Raw genomic sequence first — 26,674 nt, forward strand, 5'->3', positions numbered from 1 at the left:
CGAGGGCCCCGCACGATGCCGGACGTGGACACACCCTGTTACCTCATCGACGAACGCCGGCTGGCCCGCAATCTCGCGATCGTGCGCCGCGTGCGCGAGCGCGCGGGCGTGAAGGCGGTGCTGGCGCTGAAGTGTTTCTCCACCTGGGGCGTATTCGGCCTGATGCGCGACTCGCTCGACGGCACCACCAGCAGCAGCGTCTACGAGGCGCGGCTGGGCCGCGAGACGTTCGGCAAGGAAGTGCACGCGTACTGCGTCGGTTTTCGGCGCGACGAAATCCGCGAGGCGGCCCGCTATGCGGACAAGGTGATCTTCAACTCGCTCTCGCAGCTGGAGGCGCTCGCCGACGCGTGCGACGGCCGACCGCTCGGCGTGCGCGTGAACCCGGGATTCAGCTATTCGCACTACGACTTGGCGGACCCGGCGCGCCGCTATTCGCGGCTCGGCGTCGTGGACCGCGCCGCGCTGCTGCGGGCGGCGGACCGGCTCGACGGCCTGATGTTCCACATCAACTGTGAAAACGCCGACCTCGCCGCGCTGGCGCAACAGCTGCGGCGGCTCGGCCGCGAGTTCGGCCCACTGCTGCGTCGGGTGCGATGGGTGAGCCTCGGCGGCGGCATTGCGTTCACCAGCCCCGGCTATCCGCTGGCGGACTTGATCCGGCTGCTGGCGGACTTCCGCCGCGAGTTCGACCTCGAGCTCTACCTCGAGCCCGGCGACGCGGTGGTCAGCCGCACCGCGGAGCTGGTGGTGACGGTGGTCGACGTGGTCCGCAACCGCGCGGACATCGCGATCGTGGACGCATCGATCGAAGCGCACATGCTCGACCACCTCGTCTACCGCACGTCGCCGCGCATCGCTTGGCCTCCGCCGGGCCGCTACGAGGTGTTCATCGCAGGGCGTTCCTGCCTGGCCGGCGACGTGTTTGGCCGCTACCGCCTCGCTCGCCGGCTGCGCGTCGGCGACCGGGTACGCATCGCGGACGCAGCGGGTTACACGATGGTGAAGAAGAACTGGTTCAACGGGCTGCCCATGCCGGCGATTCGGCTGCGCCGCGCGGATGGCCACATCGAGACGCTCGCACAGTTTGGCTACGAGGACTACCGCGACTCGCTCACGCAGCGTTGCGCCACCGCCCGCGATTCGCAATAGTAGGCGCGACCGCAGCGGCCGCGGCGCGCCGCGGCGGCGGAGTGGAGACCACCCGATGAAGACGAACGTGATGATCATCGGCGCCGGCGGCGTCGCGCACGTCGCCGCGCACAAGGCGGCGATGAACAACGACGTGCTCGGCGACATCTGCATCGCTTCCCGCACGGTCGCAAAGTGCGAGGAGATCATCGAGAGCGTGCGCCGGAAACAGCACCTGAAGGATCCCTCGCGGCGGCTCTACGCGCGCGAGCTAAACGCGCTCGACGTGCCCGCCACCGCACAGCTGATCCGCGAGACCCAGACGCAGATCGTGATCAACCTCGCGAACGCGTTCGTCAACATGTCCGTGCTCGAGGCCTGCCTCCAAACCGGCGCCGCCTACATCGACACCGCGATCCACGAGGAGCCGGACAAGGTCTGCGAAAACCCGCCGTGGTACGCGAACTACGAGTGGAAACGCCGCGACCGTTGCCGCGAGCGCGGCGTCACCGCGATCCTCGGCGCCGGCTTCGATCCAGGCGTCGTGAACGCGTACGCGGCCTACGCGAAGAAACACTACTTTGACCGGCTCGACACCATTGACATCGTGGACGTGAACGCGGGCAGCCACGGCCGCTACTTCGCCACCAACTTCGACCCGGAGATCAACTTCCGCGAGTTCATCAAGGTGTGGACCTGGATCGACCGCCAGTGGCGGGAGTATCCGACCCACACCGTGAAGCGCGTGCACGAGTTCCCGGTGGTGGGCTCGCAGCCGGTGTACCTGAACGGACACGACGAGCTCCATTCGCTGTCGCAGACGATGGACGCGAACAGCGTCCGGTTCTGGATGGGGTTCAGCAATCACTACATCAACGTGTTCACCGTGCTGCGCACGCTCGGGTTGCTCTCGCATCTGCCTGTGCGGTTGTCCACCGGCCAGGAGGTCGTCCCGCTGAAGGTGGTGAAGGCGCTGTTACCAGACCCGAAGACGCTCGCGCCCAACTACGTCGGTAAGACCTGGATCGGCGACTTCGTTAAGGGCTGGAAGAACGGCCGACGGCGCGAAGTGCTGCTGTACCAGGTCTCCGATCACAAAAAGTGCTACGAGGAGGTCGAATCGCAGGCGATCAGCTACACCGCCGGCGTACCGCCGGTCGCCGCGGCGATGTTGATCGCGCAGGGCCCGTGGGACTGCCGCACGATGGTGAACGTCGAAGAGCTAGATCCGGACCCATTCCTCGAGCTGCTCGCCCGGCTCGGCCTTCCGACGGAGATCGAGGAGCTGCGGCCCGGCAGCCCGCGCTCGTTCGACGGCACCGTTGGCCCCCTCGAGGAGGAGATCGCCCGCTCAACGGTCACGATCACCATTTCCGCCGCAAATCCGATGATTTCGGTACCGCGGCCACCGTCCGAGCCCCCCGCGGCCACACCGGCGCCGGGCGCCCCTTCGAAACCGAAGGCTCGGCGGCGGCGCGTTGCGTCCTCGAAGGCCTCCCCCACCGCACGCCGCCGCGCGCGCGCGCGGCGGTCCCGGCGGTAGCTCCGAGGCCGCGGACGCCGCCCCCGTGCGGGTGACGCGCGTGAAATACGCGATCGTCTCCGACCTCCACGCGAACCTGCCCGCCTGGCGGGCGGTGCTGCGCGACATCGTGCTGCAGCAGGCCGATCGCATCCTCTGCCTCGGCGACGTGGTCGGTTACGGACCGCAGCCGGTGGAGGTGCTCGAGTCGCTGTATGCGGAGGCGTGGCGCGTCGCGCTCGGCAACCACGACGCGGTGCTCACCGGCCGGCTGCCGGCGGATGGGTTCCACGAGCTCGCACGCGACATTCTCGAACGCAGCCGGCGGTGCGTCGGGCCTGACGCGCTACGCTGGATGGCCACCTGGCCGCTGCAGCTGGTCGGCCGGGGGTTCCGCTGCGCCCACGCCAGCTCTGCCGCGCCCGGCCGGTTCGACTACGTCGAAGATCCGGCCGATGCGCTCGCCGCCCTGTCCGCAGTGCCGGAGCCGTTGGTCTTCATCGGCCATACCCACCGCCCCGCACTGTTTGTCTTGGGCAACAGCGGTACGCCACACCGGCTCGAGCCGCAAGACTTCGAGCTGGAACCCGGTAAACGATACCTGGTCAACGTCGGCTCGGTCGGCTGTCCGCGGGACGGCGATCCCCGGGCATCGTACGTACTCTTTGACGCCGCCCACGGTGCGGTCTGGTTCCGACGTGTTGCGTTTGATCTCGACGCTTGCCGCATTGCGATCGCCGCGACCGGCTGGCCCGAGGCTGCTGCCGCCTTTCTCCGAGCCGATCCGTTGCTCGCGCACCGGCCGATCCGCGAAGTCGTCTCGTTCCGGCCACCCCAGCGCGAGGAGGACGGCGCGCGGGGCGCGCCCGCCGCCGATGACATCGAGCGGCTGCGCGGCCGTGCGCGCCGGTGGCGCCACACCGCGCTCGTGCTGGCAGGCGCGCTGGTGGCGCTTGTCGCCGCCACGCTCGGCGCGCTGTGGTGGGTGGCGGGCCGCAGCGCGGTGATCCCCGCGCTCGAGCCCTCCGTCGCTGCGCTCGTCGAGGGCAACCTACTCGCCGCGCCGCGCCCCGGTCCCCCGCCCTTCGAGGGCTGGAGCGTCCGCTACGGCAACCGCCGCACGCAGAGTGTCACCGCGCTGCGCGCGGCGGCCGACGCCCCGGGACCTGCCTTCCGGCTCGAATCCGATGATCCCGCGCGGGCAGTCGAACTGGTCAGTCGCCCGCTCGACGTAACGCCCGGCCGGCGGCTGCAAATGGAGATGCTGGTGGACGAGGTGCCGCCGGGCGGCGAGATCTCGATCGCCGCCGCGCTGCGCCGGATACGGAACGACCGAGAGGAAATCATCCCCGCGTTCGTGACACGGACGCCCTCACTCCGCCGTCGCGAGGGCTGGCTGGCGCAGGTCACCGCGGAGATTCCGGCCGGCGGCCGCGAGATCGAGGTCCGCATCTACGGCCGCTTCCGTGGCGCGGTGAACGTGCGCAGCGTTCGCGCAGTCTGGAAGGGCAACGAGGAACCGCCGGGGGGCGCCGTGCGATGAGAGTGATCCGGCTTCCGCTGGGGCCGTTTGAAACGAACGCGTACCTCGTCGCCGCACCGGGCTCGAAGCAAGCAGTGATTGTCGATCCGGCCGCGGAACCCGAGACGATCGAGCAGGCGCTGCGCGGCGAGGGATGGACACTTGAGGCGGTGCTGCTCACGCACGGACACGCGGACCACGTCAGCGCGGCCGGTGAGCTCGCGCGGCGTCACGGCGTGGCGGTCTATCTGCACCCCGCCGACGCGGTCTGGGCGTTCACGGAGATCAACCAGCTTCCGCCCTGGTATTCGCCGCCCCTTCCGCCGCCCGAGCCAGTCCGCGAGCTGACCGACGGCGCGCGCCTCTCGCTGGCGGGGCTGGAGTGGCGCGTGTTGCACACGCCCGGCCACACGCCCGGCGGAGTCTGCTTCCAGGTTCCCTGCGAGCAAACGGTGTTTTGCGGTGACCTCGTGTTCCAGGGCAGCGTCGGTCGCACCGACCTGCCCGGCGGCGATCCCGAGCAGCTGCGCGCCTCGATCCGCCGGCTCTGCGAACTGCCGGCATCAACGCGCCTGTGGCCGGGGCACGGGCCGCCGACGACGCTGGCGGCGGAACTGCGGTTCAATCCGTTCTTTTAGGCGTGCGGCGCGAAGGGTTGAAGCGGCGTCGGCAGCGTGACATTGTCGGGCGCATGGGCCGAATCCGCGAACTGGACGTCGCCGAGTTGCGCGCCGCGGTGATCCGCTGCATTGAACGCACCAGCTTTGAGATGGACGGCGCCGAGCTGGCGGAGCTGCGGCGGCGCCGCGCGCGCGAATCAAGCTGCATGGGCTGCGCGGTGCTCGATCAGCTGCTGGACAATGCGGAGGTCGCGCGCTCGGACCGCCGCCCACTGTGCCAGGACACCGGGCTGGTGGTCGTGCGGGTCACGCTCGGCCAAGACGTGCACCTGGTGGGAGGGGAGCTCGAGCCCGCGATCCACTCCGCCGTCGCGGAGGCATGGTCGCGCTGCCGCTTGCGCCCTAGCGTGGTGCGGCATCCGCTCGCGCGCCGCAACACCGGCGACAACACACCGGCAGTGATCCACATTCGGCTGGCGCCGGGCGAGCAGGTGGAGCTGGACGTGATGGAAAAGGGGGGCGGGTGTGAAAACATGTCGCGCCTCGCGATGCTGACGCCCGCAGACGGTCGCGAGGGTGTGGTGGACTTTGTGGTGCGATCGGTCGTCGAGTCCGGCGGAAACGCGTGTCCGCCGCTGGTGGTGGGGGTTGGCCTAGGCGGCTCGTTCGAGCGGGCCGCGCAACTTGCGAAGGAGGCGCTCTGGCGCCCGTTCGGTGCGCCGGCGGAGGACCCGCTCGACCGGGAGCTTGAGGCGGAGCTAATGGAGCGGCTGAACGCGACCGGACTGGGTCCGATGGGGCTGGGCGGTGACACCACCGCGTTGGCGGTGCACGTGCAATCGCATCCGTGCCATATCGCCTCGCTGCCGGTCGCGGTCAACCTCGACTGTCACAGCCACCGCCACGCGCGCGAAGTGCTGTGAGCGAATCCACCCACCGACGCGGTGGTGCGGCGGTCGCGGTGGCCGCCGCACTGGCGATTGCCGCCGCCTATGCGGGGACGGCCCCGCGCAACCGCACCGAGGCGGAGGATACCTGGGACTTTGCCTGGAAGGTTGAACGCGCGCCGGCGCGTGAGCTGCTGCATCCCCATCACCTCCTTCACCTGCCGGTGATGCGCACGCTATGGGCGATCGCGCGGCGGGTGATGCCCGCTGTGCGGGCACACACGGTGATGGCCGGCGCCAGCGCGGTGGCCGCCGGCGCAACGGTGGTGTTGGTGTATGCGCTGCTGCGCTGTGCCGCAGGGGCTGGCCGCGCGCGGGCGGCGGCCAGCGCGGCGGTCTGCGCGGTCTCTTACGGTGTGTGGCGCTACGCGGCGGAGGCCGAGGCGTACGCGCCCGCCGCCGCGCTCGCGCTAGCCGCCTGGTGGTGCGCGGCGCGCTCGCGACGCGCCGCCGCGGCGGTCGCCGGCGCGGCGGCGATCGGCATGCACATCTTCGCGCTGCCCGCCGTTGGCGGTGCAGTTCCGCTCTGGCTCTGGCGTCGCCGCGGCTCGCGCGCGGCGCTCGCGCACGGTGGCGCGACCGTCGCGCTCGCGGCGCTCGCCTACGCGGTCGCCGGCGTGGTCCCCACGCACACCGTCGGCGGCCCCGATCCGCTGCGCGCAGAAGGCGGATTCACGCCGTCGGCCGCCGCGAAGGCGACGCTCGCGTTCGGCTCCACGGTCGCGTCTGCGAACTTCCTCTTTGGCGAGCCCGCGGTTGCGGCGGCGATCGCGCGACGGTTTCCCGCGCGCATGACGGCGGAGGAGGAGTTCCTCGGCCGCGCGATTCCCGAGCTCCAACGCCGTGCGGCACGGGGCACGCTCGCGCTGACGTTTGCGGTGGCGCTCACGCTCGCCGTCGCGATGCTGCGCGGTGCGCGGGGCGCGACGGAGGCCACCGCGTTCCAAGGGTTGGACCGCGACGTGGCCGGCGCCTCCAATCCTTGGACGGCGTTCGCGGCAGCCGCAGGCGCGTGGTTCGCCACGCACGCGCTGCTGTTGCTGGTGATGGAGCCGGGCAATCCGGAGCTGTGGGTGATGGCGCTGCCGCCGCTGTGGCTGGCGGTCGGGGCGGCGGCGGAGGGATGCGCGGTGCGGCCGATATTGCTCGGCGCGCTCGCGGGGGCACTCGGCGCGCACAACTGGCTGGGCGGCCTCGAACCGCTGCGCCGGCCGGAGGGCGATCTGCATCGCGCCCGCGCGAGGGCGGTGTTGCGCGTCTGTACCGCGCCCGATCAGATCCTGACTGCCGGCGGACCGGTGTTCTTCCGTTATCTGCGCTATCACGCGCCGCCCGGCGTGACGGTTGTGGATCTGTGGAGCGAAGACCCTCCTCCGCCGCCGGTCGGAGGACGGTGCCTGGTGATGGGCGATGTGTTCCGGCCGCCACCTGCTCTCCGCGTGCGGTTTCCCGGCCGCGCCGCCCAGCTCGAGGCACTCACCGGGGCCTGGCGCAGCCGCGCGCGGCTCCTCGCCGCCGACCCCTGGGACGGCATTTGGGAGCTCTCCCAACACCCCTCCCCGGCCGCCCTGCCTCTCCCTGCGGACGGGGCGCCCGGCACATAGCGCAAATCATTACTGGTCATTCTGTTACGTTGCGCTGGGCCACCCGGTTCCGCCTTGATCTGCGGGGCCGTTTTCGGTATGATTTTTTCTCAAATGAGCGAGACTTTGCAGAAGGAAGAATCCGCGGAAACGGCCCCCGCTGAGCCCACCTCCACCTACGGCGCCGAATCCATCACGGTGCTGGCCGGCCTAGAGGCGGTTCGCAAGCGGCCGGCGATGTACATCGGCGACACCGGCATTCGCGGCCTACACCACTGTGTGTTTGAGGTGGTGGACAACAGCGTGGACGAGGCGCTGGCGGGCTTTTGCCGCCGGATCGCGGTGACGCTGAACTCGGACGGGTCGGTGACGGTTGAGGACGACGGCCGCGGCATTCCGGTGGAGGAACACCCGACGGAGAAGCGCTCCGCGCTCGAGGTCGTGATGACGGTGCTGCACGCGGGCGGCAAGTTCGACCACAGCTCCTACAAGGTCTCCGGCGGGCTGCACGGCGTGGGGGTGTCGTGCGTGAACGCGCTCAGCGAATGGCTCGAGGTGGAGGTGCGGCGCAACGGCCGCGTGTACCACCAGCGCTACGAGCGCGGCAAACCGGTGACCGGGGTCGAGCCGATCGGCAAGTCGCGCACCACCGGCACGACCGTCACCTTTCTGCCGGACCGGGAAATCTTTTCGACGACCCAGTTCAACTGGGACATCCTCGCGAACCGGCTGCGCGAACTGGCGTTTCTGAACCGCGGCATCGAGATCTCGCTGCGGCAGGAGGACCCGCCTCGCGAGGAGGTGTACCGCTACAAGGGCGGCATCGTTGAGTTCGTTGAACACCTGAACCGCGCGAAAAATCCGCTGCATCCGAAAGTGATCCTGCTGGAGGGAGAGCGGGACGGCGTACAGGTCGAGATCGCACTGCAGTACTGCGACGCGTTCAACGAGAGCGTGTTCTCGTTCGCGAACAACATCAACACGACCGAGGGGGGCACACACCTGAGCGGCTTCCGGTCCGCGCTGACCCGAACCGTGAACGCGTACGCGCGCGCGAACAAGCTCTTCAAGAACGAGGCGGACGCGATGAGCGGCGATGACGTCCGCGAAGGGCTCACCGCGGTGGTCAGCGTGAAGGTGCCCGATCCGCAGTTTGAAGGGCAGACGAAAACGAAGCTCGGCAACGGCGAGGTGGAAGGGATCGTCGCCTCGATCGTGAACGAGCAGCTGGGCACCTATTTCGAGGAGCATCCGAGCGTCGCGCGGCGCGTAGTGGAGAAAGCGCTGCTGGCCGCGCGCGCGCGCGAAGCGGCGCGCAAGGCGCGCGACCTCACGCGCCGCAAGGGCGCGCTCGACAGCGCGGGGCTGCCAGGCAAGCTCGCCGATTGCTCCGAGCGCGATCCCGCTCTCTGCGAACTGTTCATCGTCGAGGGCGACAGCGCCGGCGGCTCTGCGAAGCAGGCGCGCGACCGGCGCTTCCAGGCGGTGCTGCCGCTGCGAGGCAAGGTGCTCAACGTGGAAAAGGCGCGCGAGGACAAGATGCTCAGCAACAACGAAATTCGCACCATTATCCAGGCGCTGGGCACCGGCATCGGGCGCGACGAGTTCAAAATTGAGAACCTGCGCTACTCGCGGATCGTGATCATGACCGATGCAGACGTGGACGGCTCTCACATCCGCACGCTGCTGCTCACGTTCTTCTACCGGAAGATGCCGGAGCTGATCGAGCGCGGTCACGTGTACATCGCGCAGCCGCCGCTGTACCGCATCCGGCGCAAGAATCGGGAAGAGTACGTCGAAAACGACGAGCAACTCACGCGGATCCTGCTCGAGCTGGCGGTGGACGAGGTAAAGCTGGCGCGCGCCGGTGGCGGTCCGCCGGTGAGCGGCCGCGCGCTCGGCGAGCTGCTGCGGCTGGTCTGCGAGGCGGAGACGCACGTGGACCGCATTCGTCGTAAGGGGGTGGACATTGCGGAGTTTCTGCGGCTGCGTGATCCGGCCAGCGGCGCGCTGCCGCTCTACCGGGTCACCGCGCCGGACGGCGCCGGCGGGCAGCGCACCGCCTGGGCGCACTCGGAGAGCGAGCTGCGCGAGATCGTCGAGGAGGCCGAGCGCGCGACGGGCGGCGAGCAGATGGAGCTGCTGCCGGAGGAGGAACGCGCGGCCGGCGCGCCGCGGCGCTCACCGGTGCGCTGGGTGGAAATCTACAGCGCGCCGGCGCTCGCGCAGACGCTGCGCGCGCTCGAACGGCAGGGCTTCCGCGCAACCGATCTGCTCGACGCGGACCCGCCCCCGTTCCGGTTGCTCAACGGCGAGGGCGAGGGCGAACCGGTGCGCTCGCTCTTCCACCTCCTCGACGAGGTCCGCCGGATCGGCCGTCGAGGCCTCACGATCCAGCGCTACAAGGGCCTCGGCGAAATGAATCCCGAGCAGCTTTGGGAAACGACGCTGAACCCCGCGAATCGGAAACTGCTACAGGTGATGCTCGCGGACGCCGCGCGCGCGGACGAGCTGTTCACCGTGTTGATGGGCGACGCGGTCGAGCCGCGCCGCCAGTTCATCGAGGACAACGCGCTGAACGTGCGCAATCTCGACATCTGAAACGCCACCGCGCGGGAGCCGGACGATGTACAACCAGGGCGAACGGATCGCACCGATCAACCTCGAAGAGGAGATGCAGCGCGCGTACATCGACTATTCGATGTCCGTGATCATCGGCCGCGCGCTGCCGGACGTGCGCGACGGGCTGAAGCCCGGCAACCGCCGGATCCTCTACGCGATGCGCGAACGCGGCTGGACCTCGAACAAGCCGTTCGTGAAGTGCGCGAAGGTGGTCGGCGAGGTGATCGGCAACTACCACCCCCACGGCGACGCCGCCGTCTACGACACGCTGGTTCGCATGGGCCAGGACTTCGCGATGCGCGCGCCGCTGATCGAGGGGCAGGGCAACTTCGGCTCGGTGGATGGCGACCCGCCCGCCGCCTACCGCTACACCGAGTGCCGCCTGCACCCGCTCGCGGAGGAGATGCTCGCCGACATCGACAAGAACACCGTCGACATGCAGCCCAACTTCGACGAGTCGCTGCAGGAGCCGACGGTGCTGCCCGCGCGGCTGCCCAACCTGCTCGTGAACGGCTCCACCGGCATCGCGGTCGGCATGGCGACCAACATCCCCCCGCACAACCTCGGCGAGGTGGTGGACGCGCTCGTCGCGATGATTGATGAGCCGGACATTGGGCTGGACCGCCTGATGCGGCACCTGCGCGGGCCGGACTTCCCGACCGGTGGGCTGATCTGCGGCGTTGCGGAAATCCGCAAGATGTACGAGACCGGCCGCGGGCTGCTGAAGGTGCGCGGCCGCGCCGGCATCGAGGAGGGGCCGCAGGGACGCGAGAGCATCGTCATCACCGAGATCCCCTACGGCGTGAATAAGGCCGCGCTGGTCGAAAAGATCGCCGAGCTCGTCAACGAACGGAAGATCGAAGGCGTCGCGGACGTGCGCGACGAGTCGGACAAGGAGGGCATCCGCGTTGTCGTGGAGCTGAAGCGCGGCACGGTGCCGCGAGTGGTGCTGAACAACATCTACGAGCACACGCAGCTCGAAACGACGTTCGGCGCCATTCTGCTGGCGATCGACCAGGGCCGGCCGCGCACGATGACGCTGGCGGAGATCCTGCGCCGCTATCTCGACCACCGCTTCGAGGTCTTCACCCGCCGGTTTCGCTTCGAGCTCGACCGCGCGAAGGAGCGCGCGCACATCCTCGAGGGCCTGAAGATCGCGCTCGATCACCTCGACGCGGTGGTGCGGCTGATCCGCGAATCGCGCGACCGCGACACCGCGCGCATCGCGCTGATGAGCCGCTTTGGCCTGTCCGAGCGGCAGGCGAACGCGATCCTGGACATGCGGCTCTATCAGCTCACCGGTCTGGAGCGCGGCAAGGTCGAGGCGGAGTACGAGGCGCTGCTGAAGGAAATCAACCGGCTGGAGGACCTGCTGGCGAACCCGCGCAAGATCTACCTCGAGATCCGCGCGGACCTGCTCGACCTCAAACAAAAGTATGCGGATGCCCGCCGCACGGAAATCGTGCCGGAAGAGGGCGAAATCCGCATCGAGGACCTGATCGCGGACCGCGGATGCGTGCTGACGATCAGCCACCACGGCTACATCAAGCGCATGCCGGTCTCGACGTTTCGGCTGCAGCGGCGCGGCGGCAAGGGCGTCGTCGGCATGGAGACGAAGGAGGAGGACTACGTCGAGCACGTGTTCACCGCCTCGACGCACGACTGGCTGCTGTTCTTCACCGCCCAGGGCCGCGCGTACTGGAAAAAGGTGTACGAGGTGCCCGAGGCGGGCCGCGCTGCGCGCGGCAAGGCGATCGTGAACTTTCTCGAAATCGGCAACGAGGAGAAGATCGCCGCGCTGATCCCGGTGCGGGAGTTCCGGGCGGACCGCTTTCTCGTGTTCGCGACGGAGCGTGGCATTGTGAAGAAGACCACCCTCGCCGCGTTCTCGAACCCGCGCGCAGGCGGCATCATCGGCATCCGCATTGAAGAGGGCGACCGGCTGATCGGCGTCCGCCTCACCGAGGGGCACAACGAGCTGATGCTGGTGACGCGTCAAGGCATGAGCATCCGGTTCCACGAGGAACAGCTCCGCGACCAGGGGCGCGACACGATCGGCGTGAAGGGCATCGAGCTGGCCCGCGAGAACGACGCGGTCGTCGCGGTGGAGGTGGTGGATCCCTCCGCGACGCTGCTGTGCATCTCCGAGAACGGCTACGGCAAGCGCACCTCGTTCGAGGAGTATCGCGCGCAGCAGCGGGGAGGGAAAGGCATCATCACGATGAAGACCTCCGATCGGAACGGGCCGGTCGTCGCCGCGCACGCGGTCCGCGACGGCGATGCGCTGATGGTGATCACCGAGCACGGGCAGATGATCCGGATCGCGGTCGCGGACATCCGGGTGATCAGCCGCATCACGCAGGGCGTCCGCGTGATCCAGCTCGAACCGGGCGACCGGGTGGTATCCGCGACAACGGTGGAGCCGGACGAAGAACCCGAAACTGCGCAGCCTGCCTGACGCGCGGCGGAGAGACACACGCCGGGCCGGCCATGATCGAGACCCCCCCTTCTTCCCTCTTCGCAGTTCCGTTTGTGCTGGCGCCGATGGCCGGCTACACCGATCTGCCCTTCCGGCGCATCTGCCGCCGTTTCGGCGCCGGCGCCGTGTACACAGAGCTGGTGAGCGTGGACGGCCTCGTGCGCCGTTCCGCCGCGACCTGGCATCTGCTGGCGAGCGCGCCCGACGAGCGGCCGGTGTTCGCGCACCTCTACGGCGCGGATCCGGCCGTGTTCGGCGCAGCCGCCGCCATGATCGCGCCGCTGGGCCGGTTCGACGGTATTGACGTGAACGCCGGCTGCCCGATGCCGAAGGTGGTGCGGCGCGGCGCGGGCGCCGGGCTGATGCTCGACCTCGACCGGCTCGCCGCGATCGTGCGCGAGATCCGCGCCGCGGCGCCGTTGCCGGTGAGCGTGAAAACCCGCACCGGCCCTACCGCGGACCATGTTCTCATTTTCGAACTTGCGGACGCGATCGAAGCGGCCGGCGCCTCCGCGCTGACGATCCACGCGCGGCCCACCGCCGTCCGGCACAGCGGCCCGGCGGACTGGGACCTCATCGCGGAGGTGAAACGGCGTCACCCGAAGCTGGTGGTGATCGGCAACGGTGGCATCGGTAGCGGCGCGCAGGCGGTGGAGCGCTGGCGCACCAGTGGTGTCGACGCGGTGATGATCGGCCGGGGCGCGATCGGCCGGCCGTGGATTTTCCGCGACGCTGCCGCCGTGCTCGAAGGGCGGCCGCCCGCGCCCCCGCCCGGCCCGGACGAGGTGCGGGCGCTGATTCGCGAACATTTCGCCGGCTTGCTGGAACTGGAGCGCAGCCATCCGCTTTGCCGTCGGCGCCGCCATCCGCCAGAACACATCGCGGCCTGTCGGTTCCGCGCGCACCTGCTGCGCTACGCAGGCGGTCGCCCCGGCGCGGCGGAACTGCGCCGGCGTCTGAACTCGGTGCGCAGCCCGGCCGCGATCGAGGAGGGGCTGACGCTGCTCTTCGGCCCAGATCGACCGGCGGCCGACGTGCCACCGGATTGACCCTCCCCAGCCGTTGGCGCAAGCTGCGCGGTGTTGCACCGTCGGAAATTCACGATGCCTCGAACCGCAGTGCGCCTGTGCACACTCGCCCGGGCGGTCGCGCTCGGCGCCTTCGGGATCGGCACGGCGACCGGCGCGCCGATCCGCGTGATGAGCTTCAACATCCGCTATGGCACTGCGCCGGACGGCCTGCACGCGTGGACCAATCGGCAGGAGCTTCTCATCGAAACGATCCGCACCGCGGATCCGGACCTGCTCGGCACACAGGAGACGCTGGCGTTTCAACGGGATGCGCTCGCGACCGCGCTGCCGGAGCACGAGCCGTTCGGCGCGGGGCGCGATGACGGTGGTGATCGCGGCGAAATGTGCGCGGTGTTCGTGCGGCGAACGCGCTTTGAGCGACTCGCCGGCGGCCATTTCTGGCTGAGCGAGACCCCAGAGGTGCCGGGTAGCCGGAGCTGGGACAGTTCGCTGCCCCGCATGGTCACCTGGGTGAGGCTGCGCGATCGACTTGATCCGTTGGCGCCGCCGTTGCTGTTCTGCAACACGCACTTTGATCACCGGGGGGCGCGCGCGCGCTTGGAATCCGCACGGCGCCTGCGCGAGTTTGTCGAACGCGAGGGGCGCGGTCTCCGCGTGATCGTCACCGGCGACTTCAACGCCGGAGAAGACGATCCTCCCTACGCGGCGCTCTTTGGAGACACCGCCGCAGCGCCCTCACCGCTGGTGGACGTGTATCGCGCGGCACATCCCGTTCGCCAGCCGGACGAGGGCACGTTCAACGGTTTCCGGCCCGACCAGGTCGCGGGCCCCCGCATCGACTGGATCGCAGCCTCGCGCGGTGCGCGCGTGCTGGAAGCGCAGATTGTGCGCCGTTCGCAGCGCGGTCGGGTTCCCTCCGACCACTGGCCGGTGGTTGCACAGATTGCCTTTTCGGAGGCCGCGCCAACCTCGCCGCCGTCGGAGTCGCCCGACCGCCGCGACGCGCGCATGCGCTGGTGGCGCGAGGCGCGGTTTGGATTGTTCGTGCACTGGGGACTGTATTCGGCGCTCGCCGGCACCTGGGAGGGACGGCCCGTGGGCACACGCGGCGGCATGGAGTGGATCCAGCAGCGAGTGAAGGCGGACACCGAAACCTACGCGCGCGCGGCGATCCCGAAGTTCCGGCCCGCTCCGGCCTTTGCGCGCGAATGGGCCCGCCTCGCGCGCGAAGCGGGCTGCCGCTACGTGGTGTTCACGACGAAGCACCATGACGGCTTCGCGCTGCACGATTCCGCAGTGTCCGGGTTCGACGCGGGCAGCGTGCTCGGCCGCGACCTGGTCCGCGAGATTGTGGACACGCTGCGCGCGGAGGGGCTGCGCGTGGGGTTCTACCATTCCGTGATTGACTGGCATCACGACCAGTACGAGTACGCCCGCTCCGCGCAGCTGCCGCACCCGCTGAAGGGCCGTCCCTACCCGAACGGCGCGCGCGACCATCGCCGCTATGTCGAGTACCTGCACGCGCAGGTCCGGGAGCTGCTCACCAACTACGGCACGGTGGACGTGCTCTGGTGGGACTACAGCGCACAGGATTTCCAGGGCGACGAGGCTTGGGGGGCGTCTGAGCTGCTCGCGATGGCCCGCGCGCTGCAGCCCGCGATCATCATGAACAACCGCCTCTACCGCAGCGCCGAGGCCGGCTGGACCGGCATGGGCACCGATGCGGTCGCGCCACGCCTCGATCCCAAGTTCGGCGACTTTCTCACGCCTGAGCAGCATATCCCTCCCGGAGGTCTCCCCGACGTGGACTGGGAAACCTGCATGACGATGAACACCACCTGGGGCTACAGCGAGCACGACCATGCGTGGAAACCGGCGGACGAGCTGATCCGCAACCTCGTGGACATCGCCAGCAAGGGCGGCAACTACCTGCTCAACATCGGGCCTCGGGCCGATGGTAGCGTGCCGGAGCAGAGCGTTGCGGCGCTGCGCGCGATCGGAGACTGGTTGCGCGCACACGGGGAAGCGATTTATGCGACGGATCGCTCACCGTGGCCGCCGCCCCGTTGGGGCCGGATCACCCGTCGCGACACGACGCTGTATTTGCACGTCTTCCAGCGGCCCGCAGACGGCCGGCTCCCGCTGCCGGCGCCGGTCGCGTTCGATTGCGCCGTCGTTCTCGGCGCACCACCCCGCCCCCTCACGGACCGCGCGCCGGTGCCGGTCGCCGAACTTGTACTGCCACTGGAGCTTGTGCCCGCGCCGGTGGCGGTCATCCGGCTCGACCGCGCGCGGTGGTGAACCCCGGCGGCCCTCAGGTCAGCGTCTCCGCCGGGTGCCTCCAGGGAGTGCGATAGGATCGGCGAAGCCGCGCGGTTGCCTCCGGATCGCCGCGCACGGTGCGGGTGGCCGGGTCGTAACTCAGCGTGCGGCCCAGCTCCATCGCCAGGTTACCGAGGATGCAGGCGGCGGTGGAGATGTGCCCGTCCTCCACGTCCGCGACCGGCCGCGAGCGGCGGTCAATCGCGGCGAGAAAGTCGAGCATGTGCCGGCGCGTCGCCGGCGCCGCGTTGAGCTCAATGTCTTTCTCGGTGAGATCCTCCGGGTACTGCTCGCGCTCGTACAAGCACTCGAAGCGGATCGGCTCCGCGGACTTGTCCCGCGGAATGAAGTCGGCGCGCATCGTGCTGGCTTTCAGCACCCCCCGTTCGCCATAGATGAACAGCGCCCACGGATAGTCCGGGTCCGCGGGTGGTCCCCAGGTGCGGTGCTGCCAGACTAACGAGAGGCCGTCATACTCGAACGTGACGGTCTGCGTGTCGGTGATGTTCGACTTGCCGCCGGTCTGCACGAAGATGCCGCCCGTCGAGCTGATCCGTTTCGGCCAGCCGAGCCCGAGCATCCATCGCGCGGTATCCAGCATGTGCACGCACATGTCGCCGACGATGCCGTTGCCGTACTCCATGAACGTGCGCCACCAGCGGCGGTGGGGCAAACCGTCGAACGGGCGCAGCGGCGCGGGGCCGGTCCAGAGTTCATAGTCGAAGAAGTCGGGCACCGGCTGCTCCGGCGGGTTGCCGTTTGCACGCATGTGGAAATAGCAGCACATGTCCACATGTCCGATCCGGCCGAGGCGCCCCTCCTCGATCACGCGCCGTTTCGCCTCGATCAAATGCGGGGTGCTTTTCCGCTGTGTGCCGATCTGCACCACTCGCTGATGCCGGCGTGCGGCCGCGAGGATCGCCTCGCCTTCCAGCACGTCCCGGCTGATCGGCTTCTGCAGATACACGTCCGCGCCGGCCTCGATCGCCGCAATCGCGTGCAGCGCGTGCCAGTGATCCGGCGAACCAACGAGCACGATCTCGGGCTTCTGCTCCCGCAGCAGGTCCCGGTAATCTCGATAGCCCGGTGGCCGACGGCGTGAGGGCTGCCGCTGCGCGGCGATCTCGATGGCGCCCTCGAGCATCTGTCGGTCCGGATCGCTGATGCCAACCACCTCGACCGGGCACACCTGGATCAGCCGCCACAGATCGCTCTTGCCGTACCACCCGGCGCCGATCAGGCCGACCCGGCGCGGCGGTCGGTTCACCAGGTCAGCACCGTACGCGCCCAGCGCGGAAACGGCGAGTGCGCCCGAGGCTGTCCGCAGAAACGCACGACGCTGGATGAAGAACCCACGGGACGCGAGGGGTGTTCGAGTCGGCGAATTCATCATCGTACTGTCCTCCGTGCGGAGCGGGCTGGCCGCCCGCCCGCCGACATTCTGCGCCGGCGACCGGCCGCGCTCAAACGACTCGCGGGAGGCGGAGCCGCGGGATTCGCGAGACGGGACCGCCAAGGTACACTGCGCGGCATGTCCGAAGGTTCATCGAATTGGGCCGGGACGCCCGGAGCGGCGCGCACGCGGCGGCTTTCCGTGATCGAGGGCGTGGCGTGGTCGGTGATGTCGGGCTTCGGGGATGCGTACCTTTCGCCCTTCGCGCTGCGCCTGGGCGCCGGCAACCGCGCGATGGCCGCGCTGGGCAGCATGCCGCTGGTGATCGGTGCGCTCGCGCAGGTCGCGGGCGCCGCGCTCGCGGAGCGGTTCGGCCGCCGCAAGCCGCTGCTGGTCGCGACCACCGCCGCGCACGCGGCCGCGTACGTGCTGCTCTACGCGGGCGCGATCGCAACGCCCGCACGCGCGGTCGACTGGGTGCTGATCCTCGGGGCAACGCTCGCATGGCTCGGTGCGTTCGGTACACCGGCCTGGACCAGCTGGATGGGCGATGTGACCAGCGACCACGATCGCGGCCGCTACTTGGCGCGGCGCAACTCCACGGTGATGATCGCGCTGACGGCCTCCATGTTGCTGGCGGCGAGCATACTTTCGTGGTTCCGCCAGCGCGGGCAGGTGCTCTTCGGTTTCGGCGTACTGTTTTCGGTCGCGGCGCTCGCGCGCGCGCTGAGCTCCTGGCTGCTGTCGCGGCACTGGGAGCCGCCGATGGTTCGCTCGCCCGAGCCGGGGTTCTCGTTCTGGGACTTCCTCCGCCGCGCACCGCGTTCGAATTTTGTGAAGTTCAGCCTGCTGGTCGCGCTGATGAACGGTGCGACCAACGTCGCGGGTCCGTTTTTCAGCGTGTACATGCTGCGCGATCTGCACTGGTCCTACGCGCAGTTCACGCTGAACAACGTCGTCCAGCTGCTCGCGCAGACCGCCGCGTACCGTTGGTGGGGCGCGGTGTGCGATCGCCACGGTTCTCGCGTCGCGATCAAGGCCGCGAGCGTGCTGCTGCCGGCGCTGCCGCTGCTGTGGGCGATCACGACCGACTTCCGGCTGCTGCTGGCCGTGCAGGTGCTGTCCGGCCTCAGCTGGGCGGGGTTCAACCTCGCAACCACAAATTTCATTTACGACGCGGTGACACCCGCGAAACGCGCGAGAGTCGTCGGTTACCACGGACTGCTCAACGCCGCGGGCACACTGATTGGCGCGAACCTGATCGGCGCGCCGCTGGCAGAACTGCTGCCGAACGAGTTCGCGATCGGCCCCTGGACGGTGCGGCTGGTGTCCTCGCTGCCGCTGGTATTCGTCGCCTCCGGTTTGCTACGCATCGCAGTCGCGGCGGTGATGCTGCCGAGGTTCCGCGAGGTGCGGCCGGTCGAACGCGTGAGCACCTGGACCATCTTGCGACGTTTCGGCAGCGGCGAACCGGTGCTGACGGCGGGGATCGACGTGATCCAGAGGGTTCCGCGACTGGTGCGCCTTGGTGGCCGGACCGGCAGCCGGCCGCCGCCGCCCGACCATGAACCACATGAAACTGATCATCGCCACTCGTAACGAAGGAAAGCTGCGGGAGTTCCGTCAGCTGCTGGCCGGTGTGAATCTGGAGATCGTCGGCGCCGCCGAGGTGGCCGGCTGCCCCGAGATTGTGGAGGACGCCGCAACGCTGGAGGGCAACGCGGTGCGCAAGGCCGTCGGCGTGCACGCGGCCACCGGCGAATGGGCGCTGGCGGACGATTCCGGCGTCGAGGTGGAGGCGCTCGACGGCGCGCCCGGTGTCCTCTCCGCCGTCTACGCGGGCCCGCAACGCGACCCCGCTGCGAACAACCGCAAGCTGCTCGCCGCTCTGTCCGGCATTGCGAACCGGCGCGCCCGCTTTCGCTGCGTGCTGGCGCTGGCCGGTCCGAGCTTCCCACCGCAGACCGTCGAAGGCATCTGCGAGGGCGTGATCACATCCGAACCGCGCGGCGAGCACGGCTTTGGATACGACCCGATTTTCGTCCCTGATGGCTTCGCGCAGACATTTGCGGAGCTGCCGGCGGAGGTGAAGAACCAAATTTCGCATCGGGCGCGCGCTCTGCAGGCTGCCCTCGCTGTCTGGGGGCCGGTGTTGCGTACCGCCGCGCGCGCCGCGGCCCGCTAAGCCCGGATGGGACCGACGCCTCAGCTGCGGACAATCCGCGCCGCTGCCCCCCCGCGAATGTCCGGCACCGGCACACAGGTCGGCGTTGTGCCGTCCGTCGTGTCGACGCTTTCCCCAAGCGGCTTGCCGTCCTCGACCGAGATCCACCGCGTCCGCCACCGTCCCGGCGGCAGCCGCAGCCATAGCTCGGTGGGCCCGCGCCCTTCAACATAGATCGCGTATTGCAATCCGGGCACGGAAAGCGACCACGTCGCCACGCCCGGCGCCGCCTCCACCACGAGGCAGTCCGGCTCCAACCTCGTCAGATCAAACTGGTGGAGAAACCGTGAGAGGATCGCGAGCTGCCGGCGGATGGTCGGCCCGCCGCCGCCCGGCGCCTCGTTGCCGATGTCGCTGCCGTCCTCGTGGCCGACGGTGAAGGAGTAGTCCAGGTGGTTGAACAGCGCGCCGCCGCTCATCACAAACCGCCACGCCTGGCGCCGGTACGGTGTGTCCTCGCGGCCCATGAAGCCGGTCTCGTCGCAGCCGATCGCCCCCTTCCAGCCGCGGTTCCAGCCGACCGCCTCCGGCAACGCGTAGTGAAAGTTCAGCAGCTCCGCCTCCGGCACAAGGTCATCCGGATGCACCGCGAGCACAAAGTTCGCGATGTTCTGCGCGATCAGGTGCCGCTTCGGCAGACGTCGCTCCTCGTCGCGAATCACCGCCGCGATCGCTCGCTGCCAGGCGACCGACTCGGCGGTCGGGATTTGCACCGCGTTCGGCCAACCACGGCGTTCGGTCCACCACGGGTGAATCACCTCGCCGGGGCGGCTGTTGTCCGCCCATGGCTCGTTCTGAATCTCGTAAAACAGGTTGTCGAACTCGTTCAATCCGCGCACGAGGTGGCGAACCAGTGCCTCTTGATAGCGGAACGCCGGGTTTGACGCCCGCGCAGTTGCAAGGTCCGCGGACACCGGCAGCAGATGGAGCCGGCGGTAATCGTGCACGGGCAGGCGCTGGATGTTGTTCGACGGGTTGAACGGGTGGATCGCCCACTGCGCTGGCCCATAGGTCGCACAGAAGAGCGTCAGCTCCACCACAATTCCGCGGCGATCCGCCTCCGCGATGAAATCGCGCAACCGGCGAAGGTGCGCGTCCGAAAAGCGATCGAGGTCAAAACGCGTGCCGCCATCCCCGGCGCCGGGTTCGTCGCTGCGGACCCACGGCGCAAGGAACCGACCTGGTGCCGGCGCGAGCGTATTGCGCTGGATGTTGAACGCATTGGTCGGCTCGACATAGGCGCCGGAAAATACGCGCGTGTAGTTCAATCCCTCGCGCTCCAGCGTCTCGAGATAGCGCCGGATGTCGAAGTCGAGGTTCAGCACCGCCCCGTAGTGCTCGGCGCTCGTGATCAGCGCGAGCGCACGGCCGCGCCACTCAAACCACCGCGGATTCTCTGGATGGAGTCGAATCGGCTGCGCGGACGCGATGATCGCGCCCGCGACAACCGCGGATGCAGCCAATCGGCCAGGATTACGTTGCATCGCTCACCTCTGTGGTCAGCCCCATGATGACCACATCCGAGACCACGGTCCACTTCGCAACGCGACGGGGGGAAGTCCGCATGAATCCGGCCCCACCGCGGTGGCTCGTTCACTCAACAGGCCCCGGATGCGCGGCGCGCCGGAGCCGATCGTTGATCGCCAGCCCGAGACCGCTGTCCGGCACAAGCTCGGCGGCAATACCATCCAGGTTCGCCTCGTCGAGCCGCCGGATCGCCGCAAACAGGTTGGCCGCCGCCTCGCGTAGGTCGCCAACCCGCGAGAGCACTTCGACGCGTTCCCACCCTCCTACCTCCGGCAACCGTTGAAACACGAGCAGACCCCAGCGGCCCGACCCGGGTCTGGCCGTCGCACCTGCCGGCACCAGCCGCAGGGGGGTCCTGGGAGCGTAATGGCGCGGGAGGCGACCCGGCGACTCGGGCCGGTCCGGACTTACCTCGCGGGGTCGGTCCAGCGGCCCCACCACCGCCTCGATCTCTTCGGCCGGCACGCCACCCGGCCGCAGCAGCGCGGGACGGGCCGCCACAAGGCTGACAATAGTCGACTCGATACCGACGGTGCACGGCCCGGCATCCAGCACAAAGTCCACCTCCGAGCCGAGCGTTTCGCGCACGTGTTCGGCGGCGGTGGGACTGGTCCGGCCGAACGGGTTGGCGCTCGGCGCTGCGATCGGTTCGCCCAGCGCGCGCAGCAGCTCCGCCGCGACCGGATGCCGGGGGCATCGCAGCGCCACAGTGGGTAGGCCAGCGGTGACGATGTCTGGCACATCCGGCCGTTTCGGAACCACCACAGTGAGCGGGCCCGGCCAGAATGCCCGGGTCAGACGATGCGCGCTTTCAGGCCACTCCGCCGCGAGGGCCATCGCGCCCGATTCGTCTCCGACGTGCACGATGAGCGGGTCAAAGGTGGGTCGACGTTTCACCTCAAACACGCGCGCGACCGCTCGCGCATCGGCCGCGCGGGCGCCCAGGCCATAGACCGTCTCGGTGGGGAATGCCCCGATGCCGCCGGCCCGCAGCGTGTCCGCCGCGGTACGCACCACCGCACGCCAGTCCCCCATGCGGCGTTCTGCCTCCGCGACCGCCAGAGCCCAGTCGGCCGCCTCCCGGAGTGCCGGCAGCACAACCGCCCCGCGCGGTAGCTCGTCCAGGTGGCGCTCGCCATGCCCGGTGCGAACGTACAGCCCGCACCCGCCGGCGCGCGCAGCAGTTTCGACATCGTGTGGATGGTCACCGATGACGAAGGATCGCGAGAGGTCCAGATTGAACTCGCGGGCGGCCTCAAACAGATGATGCGGGCTCGGCTTCCGGCACGGGCAGTTGTCTGTCGTCTCATGCGGGCAGACGTAAATCCGGCGCAGTGGGATTCCTTCCGCAGCCATGCGCTCGTGGATCGCTTGATGCACGCGTTCGACCTCCGCGAGCGTCAGTTCACCGCGAGCCACCCACACTTGATGCGTGACGATGAATAGCTCATACCGGGCGGCGAGCCGTCGCAGCGAATCGAACGCATCGGGCAGCCAGCGGAGGTCCGACGGCGATCGGATCGGCCCGATATCCTCAACGAGAGTACCGTCGCGGTCGAGGAACACCGCGGCACGGCGGTGGCCAGAGCCGAAAGGGTTGGAGGGCATGTGCGGCAGGATATCCCGCACGATCAGGGCGGCAAGTCGACCCGATTGCGCGCGGGTGGCCCAGGCGCTAGCTTCGCCGTGTCGGCGCGGCGGAACACGGACGGTGGGCTGGCGCCGTGGTCCGACCGGGAGACTGGCCCATGGGCGTGGTGCGATTCACCGTTTCACTAGAGCGGGAACTGGTCGAAAGGTTCGACCGGAAAATCCGACTGGAGCAATATCCGACACGCTCCAAAGCGGTGGGGGATCTGATCCGGGCCAGCTTGGTCCGGACGGAGTGGAGCGAAAACGAGGAGGTGGCGGGCGCGATCGTTCTGGTCTACGACCATCATCGGCGCGACCTGGTGCGGCGCCTAATCGAGATTCAGCACGACTACGACGATGCGATCATCTCGGCGCAGCATGTGCATTTGGACGACGCAAACTGCCTTGAAATCATCGCCGTTCGCGGCCGCGCGGCACGCATTCAGATGGTGTTCCGGAAGCTTAAGACGGTCAAAGGGATGAAGCACATCTCCCTCGCCGCCGGCACCACCGGCGCCCACCTCCCCTGACCCCCGCCTGGCCGACACCGTGTAGCATTTGGTGCTCAGCCGATCATCCGGCTGCCGTCTGCTGTTTCTCGTCCAGCTCAATGATGTCATGCGACTGGCGCCTGACGCCGATACCATACGCGGCGAGCAATGCCACCAGTTGCACGCCGTTCATCAGCGCGACCGGCACAGCGTTCGGGCGCTCCGTCTCGGCTCGGGCGACGGAGGTGAAGTCGCTGGTCGTGTTGATGAGACCCTGTTCGTGAGTGCCCAGGCTGCCACGCGCCTGCTGGACGGTCTGCGACTGTACTCGGTTCTTCGGCTGCCAGCGCGTGACCTGAACGGCCATCCGCGTGCGGATGACATCGCCGACCACCAGCGCGCCGCGCACATCAATGCCGCCATCCCTGCTGCGCTATGTGATCTCGATCTCTTCGAAGCCGATTTCCGCCAGCATGCGGCCGATCAACTCTTCGAACTCGGTCGGGTCCATCGCCGGCAAGGGCCGGTGCAGGGCTTCACGGACTCGTTCGTTGTGCTGCTCGATCTCGAAAGCCAGGCCCTTACCCATCCAGCGGTAGAGCCCGACATAGCCCCGTCCGTACTGGACGAAGCGCGGCTGTTTTCCGCACTTCTGGTGCCGGCAAATTCCGCGAGTATCTGGGCGGACATCGTCCCCTCCGGTGTCCTGCCTTCGGTGAAGATCCAGCCAAGCTCGATGGTCGTCCGGGCAATCGGCCGATAACGCATGGGCTTCTTGTTGCCAAACTGCTGCAGGACCTTCTCGGCCACATCTCTGAAAGAGCACGGTCCGGCAGGCGCCACGGCGAACGTTTCCTCCCTGGTCGCATTTCTCTTTGCGCTTCGTGAACGCCTGGGCCTTGATGTCATGTAGAGCCGCGCGGCCACCGTCACCGCCGGAGTCTTAGCTTTCGTCTTCCAGAGGCCCAGCGGACAGGATGCGCTTGGTGATCTCTTCGGCCGTCAGTGGCTGCTGTACCTCTCGCAAAACCTGACAGACTGCTTCGGTCACCTTCACGGAGTGCTTGTTACAGTGCCCCTTTGAACGCCCGGTCAAGGATGGCGGGAACGCGTCCAGTTCGGCGACAGTCTGGGCCTGCAACCGCTTCAGCCGGTCCACTTCAGCCTGCAACAGGTTCAGAATTTGCACCACGACCCGACGCTGCTCTTCCAATGGCAGCAACGGCTGTTTGACACCGGCAAGGTCGCGCCTGTTGAACCCAGCTTGTGCCGATCGGTCGGTTTTGCGATCCCGTTTCGTGGCGAATTTCGGACAAAAGTCTTCTGATCATCGTTTGAGAAGTCATGGACTTGGAGAAAACGTACCGAACCCGGTTTCGGCTCAAAACGATATTCACGTTTCGGCGGCTGGCTTCCACCAACGAAACGGCACGGGTCGGTAACCTCAAACTATCGGGTCGCCGACCTCGAGCTCGTCAAACAAGTGAGCAGCCATTGATGGGATGAGCGCCTTGGTTTTCTGGGGGCCTTGGTGGCAGAGAGCACGGACGTGCGCGATTTGGGCGGCCAGGGCCTCAATCCGCGCGCCACCAGCCGCCGCTGCTCCGCCAACGGCGGCAGAGGAATTCCCGAGGCAAGGAAACGATCCTCTTGCAGCCGGACGCGATTGGTCGTGCCTTCGTTGGCTCGCCTGCACAACTCTACGAAACCAGCGGTGCGGCGCAGCCAACCGAGAAAAAGCAGGTACCAGTCGGGCGATGTTGATGTCGAATAGCGGGGAATCATTCTTGATCAGCGCTCCATACAAGGGCGCAAACACAAGCCCTATCGCGCCGTTTCGGGCGTCAATGCGGGATAAAAATGAACTGGCCGGCGCGCTACGAACCTGGATCCGGTCACGGATGCGCCGGAGACCTGCCTCCGCCCAACCACGCCGTTGCTCCACAGGTTGACCGTGATTTCCAGGTGTTCGGCCGCCGGGCCTGGGGTGATCGTGACTTCTGATCGCCACAACACCTCGCTCAGACGCACGTTGGGCCAGGGCGATCTGGCACGCCACACGAGATGCGCATCATCGGATTTCATCGTCGACCGCCAATGGACGCCGAGGCCGGCGCCTTCCCAGAGAAACCTCCCCGAGGCCCACGTTGGGACCTGAGGCTTGGACAGGACGGAGGTTCATGTTGGGTAGCCGCGGGCTTGGCGCATCCCAATCCTGTTCATCCTCTAAATCCTGTCCGTTCTCCAGCGTCCTTTCGAGATCGGTTCGCGGCAGCAGCCAAACCGCGAACGGATGGAGGAATCAACCTTTTCGTCCTTAGGCACTTAACCATATTATCGTCTTCGGATTGGGGCGGCTTTTTTCCGGGGGCAGATCCAAGCTCTGCTTTGGTTGTCCATTCCAACCGGATTGTTCGATCGAATTGTGGTACGAATTGCATCGGATGGCGTTGTTCCGGGACGCTTCGCGATGGAGCAAGACGCTGCGCATTGGAGGGAGGCAACTCATCACGGCGAATTGCAGTTTTGATCGGCGACAAACCAGCGCCCTCCTCTGAAACAAAAGGGCGCTTGTCCATTCCGGCCAGCGCGTATTCGAAAAGGGGCGGGATTCTTTCCAGTGCACAAAAGAATGCCAACGGGCAGCTGGTCATCGTCGCTCATCAAGTTAAGAGGGGCTGGGGTTTGGTGTAGTCTTTCCGACCCTCGCACAGCGGGTGTTCGTAATATTAGACCGCGCGCGTCGGCCCGGAAGGGTCAAACAACAGGACGTTGGTGGGAATGCTGCTGTAGGTGGGCGAACACGCGGTTGGGCAGGTGCACGAGGGTGTGGAGGTTAAAGTCCTTGAGCGGCTCTTCCTTGATGCGGGCGCAGACGCCGTCGCCAAAGAGCGCCCCCTTGGGCACGACCACAGCAGCGCGGCTGGGGCGCGGCGGATCTCATCACCGTGCTCCTGGTCCGCGCAAACGAAGATGGCTTTGGCGTAAGAGTCGGGCTGTTGGAAGAAACTTTCGATTCTCTGGGCGATGGCTTCGGTGCGGGCGCGGAGGGCGACGATTTTTTCGAAGTCGGGCGTCTGGGATTCCCCGTCTGGAATCGGGCGGCCGTAGCGGTCAAGTTCACCTTTCGACGGCCGCCATCCGGTGGCATTCACGTCGGTGCCGATGCGGTGCACCCGATAAGGCGCGAAGAAGCCGTCTTCGATGCCCTGTGGCAGGCTGTAGGTGTTAGCCGGCGCGCCGAAATATTGGGAGCTTTCGCGGTTGTTCTCGCGCAGCGGCATGGCGGTCATGCCGAGTTGAAAGGCCGGGCTGAACCAGGTGAGGATTCCGTGCCCATTGCTGTCGTCGCGGAATACCGTGAGGGCACTCGTCCGCAATGACGAGGTCGAAGAACTCCGGGCTCCATTCACGGTAAAGGCCGGGGCGGCGTTCGTCCTTGGCGATGGCTTGGCAAATGGCGAAATACATCTCCCGGCGTTAGGCGGCCTCGGCTTCGATTCTCCATGCGGCGTCGCCACACAGGGCGAACTTTTGGGCCTTGGGGTTGTCCACGAGGATGGAGCGGTCAGAAAGGAACAGGATGCGCGGGCGGCGGGCCTCTCCAGTGGGATTCCAGCATGTGCTC

General features: G+C 67.9%; 19 protein-coding genes and 4 pseudogenes. 14 read left to right on the forward strand and 9 right to left on the reverse strand.

What is annotated here, in order from left to right; genetic code table 11:
- Positions 1–15: 15 nt before the first annotated feature.
- The 10 genes from N2652_02125 to N2652_02170 all read left to right on the forward strand — a co-directional run bounded on the left by N2652_02125 (position 16) and on the right by N2652_02170 (position 15,758).
- Positions 16–1,152, forward strand: a complete 1,137-nt coding sequence (locus tag N2652_02125) for a carboxynorspermidine decarboxylase (GenBank protein ID MCX7818001.1) — start codon at positions 16–18, stop codon at positions 1,150–1,152.
- A gap of 55 nt (positions 1,153–1,207) precedes the next feature.
- Complete coding sequence (locus N2652_02130; GenBank protein MCX7818002.1) at positions 1,208–2,674, forward strand: saccharopine dehydrogenase family protein; 1,467 nt, start codon at positions 1,208–1,210, stop codon at positions 2,672–2,674.
- Between the two features lie 25 nt (positions 2,675–2,699).
- Positions 2,700–4,196, forward strand: a complete 1,497-nt coding sequence (locus N2652_02135; protein ID MCX7818003.1) for a metallophosphatase family protein — start codon at positions 2,700–2,702, stop codon at positions 4,194–4,196.
- Positions 4,193–4,813: an MBL fold metallo-hydrolase gene (locus N2652_02140; GenBank protein ID MCX7818004.1), complete on the forward strand. Its 621-nt coding sequence runs from the start codon at positions 4,193–4,195 to the stop codon at positions 4,811–4,813. Before N2652_02135 ends, N2652_02140 begins: the two co-directional genes overlap by 4 nt.
- Before the next feature lie 53 nt (positions 4,814–4,866).
- Positions 4,867–5,718 (forward strand): fumarate hydratase, encoded by an 852-nt coding sequence (locus tag N2652_02145; GenBank protein MCX7818005.1) that lies wholly within the window; start codon positions 4,867–4,869, stop codon positions 5,716–5,718.
- Positions 5,715–7,346 (forward strand): hypothetical protein, encoded by a 1,632-nt coding sequence (locus N2652_02150; GenBank protein ID MCX7818006.1) that lies wholly within the window; start codon positions 5,715–5,717, stop codon positions 7,344–7,346. The genes N2652_02145 and N2652_02150 overlap by 4 nt, the downstream gene beginning before the upstream one ends.
- Positions 7,347–7,439: 93 nt before the next feature.
- Positions 7,440–9,926: a DNA topoisomerase (ATP-hydrolyzing) subunit B gene (gene gyrB / locus N2652_02155; protein MCX7818007.1), complete on the forward strand. Its 2,487-nt coding sequence runs from the start codon at positions 7,440–7,442 to the stop codon at positions 9,924–9,926.
- A 25-nt stretch (positions 9,927–9,951) separates the two neighbouring features.
- Complete coding sequence (gyrA, locus tag N2652_02160; GenBank protein MCX7818008.1) at positions 9,952–12,405, forward strand: DNA gyrase subunit A; 2,454 nt, start codon at positions 9,952–9,954, stop codon at positions 12,403–12,405.
- Positions 12,406–12,437: 32 nt separating this feature from the next.
- Complete coding sequence (locus N2652_02165; GenBank protein ID MCX7818009.1) at positions 12,438–13,475, forward strand: tRNA-dihydrouridine synthase; 1,038 nt, start codon at positions 12,438–12,440, stop codon at positions 13,473–13,475.
- A gap of 54 nt (positions 13,476–13,529) precedes the next feature.
- On the forward strand, positions 13,530–15,758 hold the full coding sequence (locus tag N2652_02170; protein MCX7818010.1) for an alpha-L-fucosidase: 2,229 nt from the start codon (positions 13,530–13,532) through the stop codon (positions 15,756–15,758).
- Positions 15,759–15,771: 13 nt separating this feature from the next.
- Here N2652_02170 and N2652_02175 read toward each other — a convergent pair whose 3' ends face one another.
- Positions 15,772–17,172: a Gfo/Idh/MocA family oxidoreductase gene (locus tag N2652_02175; protein MCX7818011.1), complete on the reverse strand. Its 1,401-nt coding sequence runs from the start codon at positions 17,170–17,172 to the stop codon at positions 15,772–15,774.
- 201 nt (positions 17,173–17,373) lie between these two features.
- Here N2652_02175 and N2652_02180 point away from each other — a divergent pair, with 201 nt between their 5' ends.
- Together N2652_02180 and rdgB are read left to right on the forward strand one after the other, a co-directional pair.
- A complete protein-coding gene (locus tag N2652_02180; GenBank protein ID MCX7818012.1) occupies positions 17,374–18,771 on the forward strand; it encodes an MFS transporter in 1,398 nt (465 codons plus the stop codon).
- Entirely contained in the window at positions 18,746–19,357 is a 612-nt protein-coding gene (gene rdgB / locus N2652_02185) for an RdgB/HAM1 family non-canonical purine NTP pyrophosphatase (GenBank protein MCX7818013.1), read from the forward strand. The genes N2652_02180 and rdgB overlap by 26 nt, the downstream gene beginning before the upstream one ends.
- Positions 19,358–19,377: 20 nt before the next feature.
- Here rdgB and N2652_02190 read toward each other — a convergent pair whose 3' ends face one another.
- The 3 genes and pseudogenes from N2652_02190 to N2652_02200 form a co-directional block, all read right to left on the reverse strand.
- Positions 19,378–20,880: a hypothetical protein gene (locus N2652_02190; GenBank protein MCX7818014.1), complete on the reverse strand. Its 1,503-nt coding sequence runs from the start codon at positions 20,878–20,880 to the stop codon at positions 19,378–19,380.
- Positions 20,881–20,989: 109 nt separating this feature from the next.
- Positions 20,990–21,958 (reverse strand): L-threonylcarbamoyladenylate synthase, encoded by a 969-nt coding sequence (locus N2652_02195; protein MCX7818015.1) that lies wholly within the window; start codon positions 21,956–21,958, stop codon positions 20,990–20,992.
- A gap of 102 nt (positions 21,959–22,060) precedes the next feature.
- A pseudogene (locus N2652_02200) lies at positions 22,061–22,531 on the reverse strand (HAD-IIIA family hydrolase).
- A 140-nt stretch (positions 22,532–22,671) separates the two neighbouring features.
- On the opposite strand from N2652_02200, the gene nikR reads away from it, so the two are divergent.
- The gene (gene nikR / locus N2652_02205) at positions 22,672–23,085 is read left to right on the forward strand and encodes a nickel-responsive transcriptional regulator NikR (protein ID MCX7818016.1); all 414 of its coding nucleotides are present in this window, start codon (positions 22,672–22,674) and stop codon (positions 23,083–23,085) included.
- A gap of 43 nt (positions 23,086–23,128) precedes the next feature.
- Here nikR and N2652_02210 read toward each other — a convergent pair.
- From N2652_02210 to N2652_02230, 5 genes and pseudogenes are all read right to left on the reverse strand, one after another.
- Positions 23,129–23,464, reverse strand: a pseudogene (locus N2652_02210) (restriction endonuclease).
- Positions 23,465–23,479: 15 nt separating this feature from the next.
- Positions 23,480–23,635, reverse strand: a complete 156-nt coding sequence (locus tag N2652_02215; protein MCX7818017.1) for a restriction endonuclease — start codon at positions 23,633–23,635, stop codon at positions 23,480–23,482.
- A 131-nt stretch (positions 23,636–23,766) separates the two neighbouring features.
- Positions 23,767–23,814: pseudogene (locus N2652_02220) on the reverse strand (hypothetical protein).
- Between the two features lie 175 nt (positions 23,815–23,989).
- Positions 23,990–24,268 (reverse strand): hypothetical protein, encoded by a 279-nt coding sequence (locus N2652_02225; GenBank protein MCX7818018.1) that lies wholly within the window; start codon positions 24,266–24,268, stop codon positions 23,990–23,992.
- A gap of 1,510 nt (positions 24,269–25,778) precedes the next feature.
- Positions 25,779–25,977, reverse strand: a pseudogene (locus N2652_02230) (N-6 DNA methylase).
- A gap of 17 nt (positions 25,978–25,994) precedes the next feature.
- Between N2652_02230 and N2652_02235 the strand changes: the two are divergent.
- On the forward strand, positions 25,995–26,429 hold the full coding sequence (locus N2652_02235) for a hypothetical protein (GenBank protein MCX7818019.1): 435 nt from the start codon (positions 25,995–25,997) through the stop codon (positions 26,427–26,429).
- Positions 26,430–26,674: the final 245 nt, after the last annotated feature.

This window comes from Kiritimatiellia bacterium (assembly GCA_026417735.1).
Taxonomy (GTDB): domain Bacteria; phylum Verrucomicrobiota; class Kiritimatiellia; order PWTM01; family PWTM01; genus CAACVY01.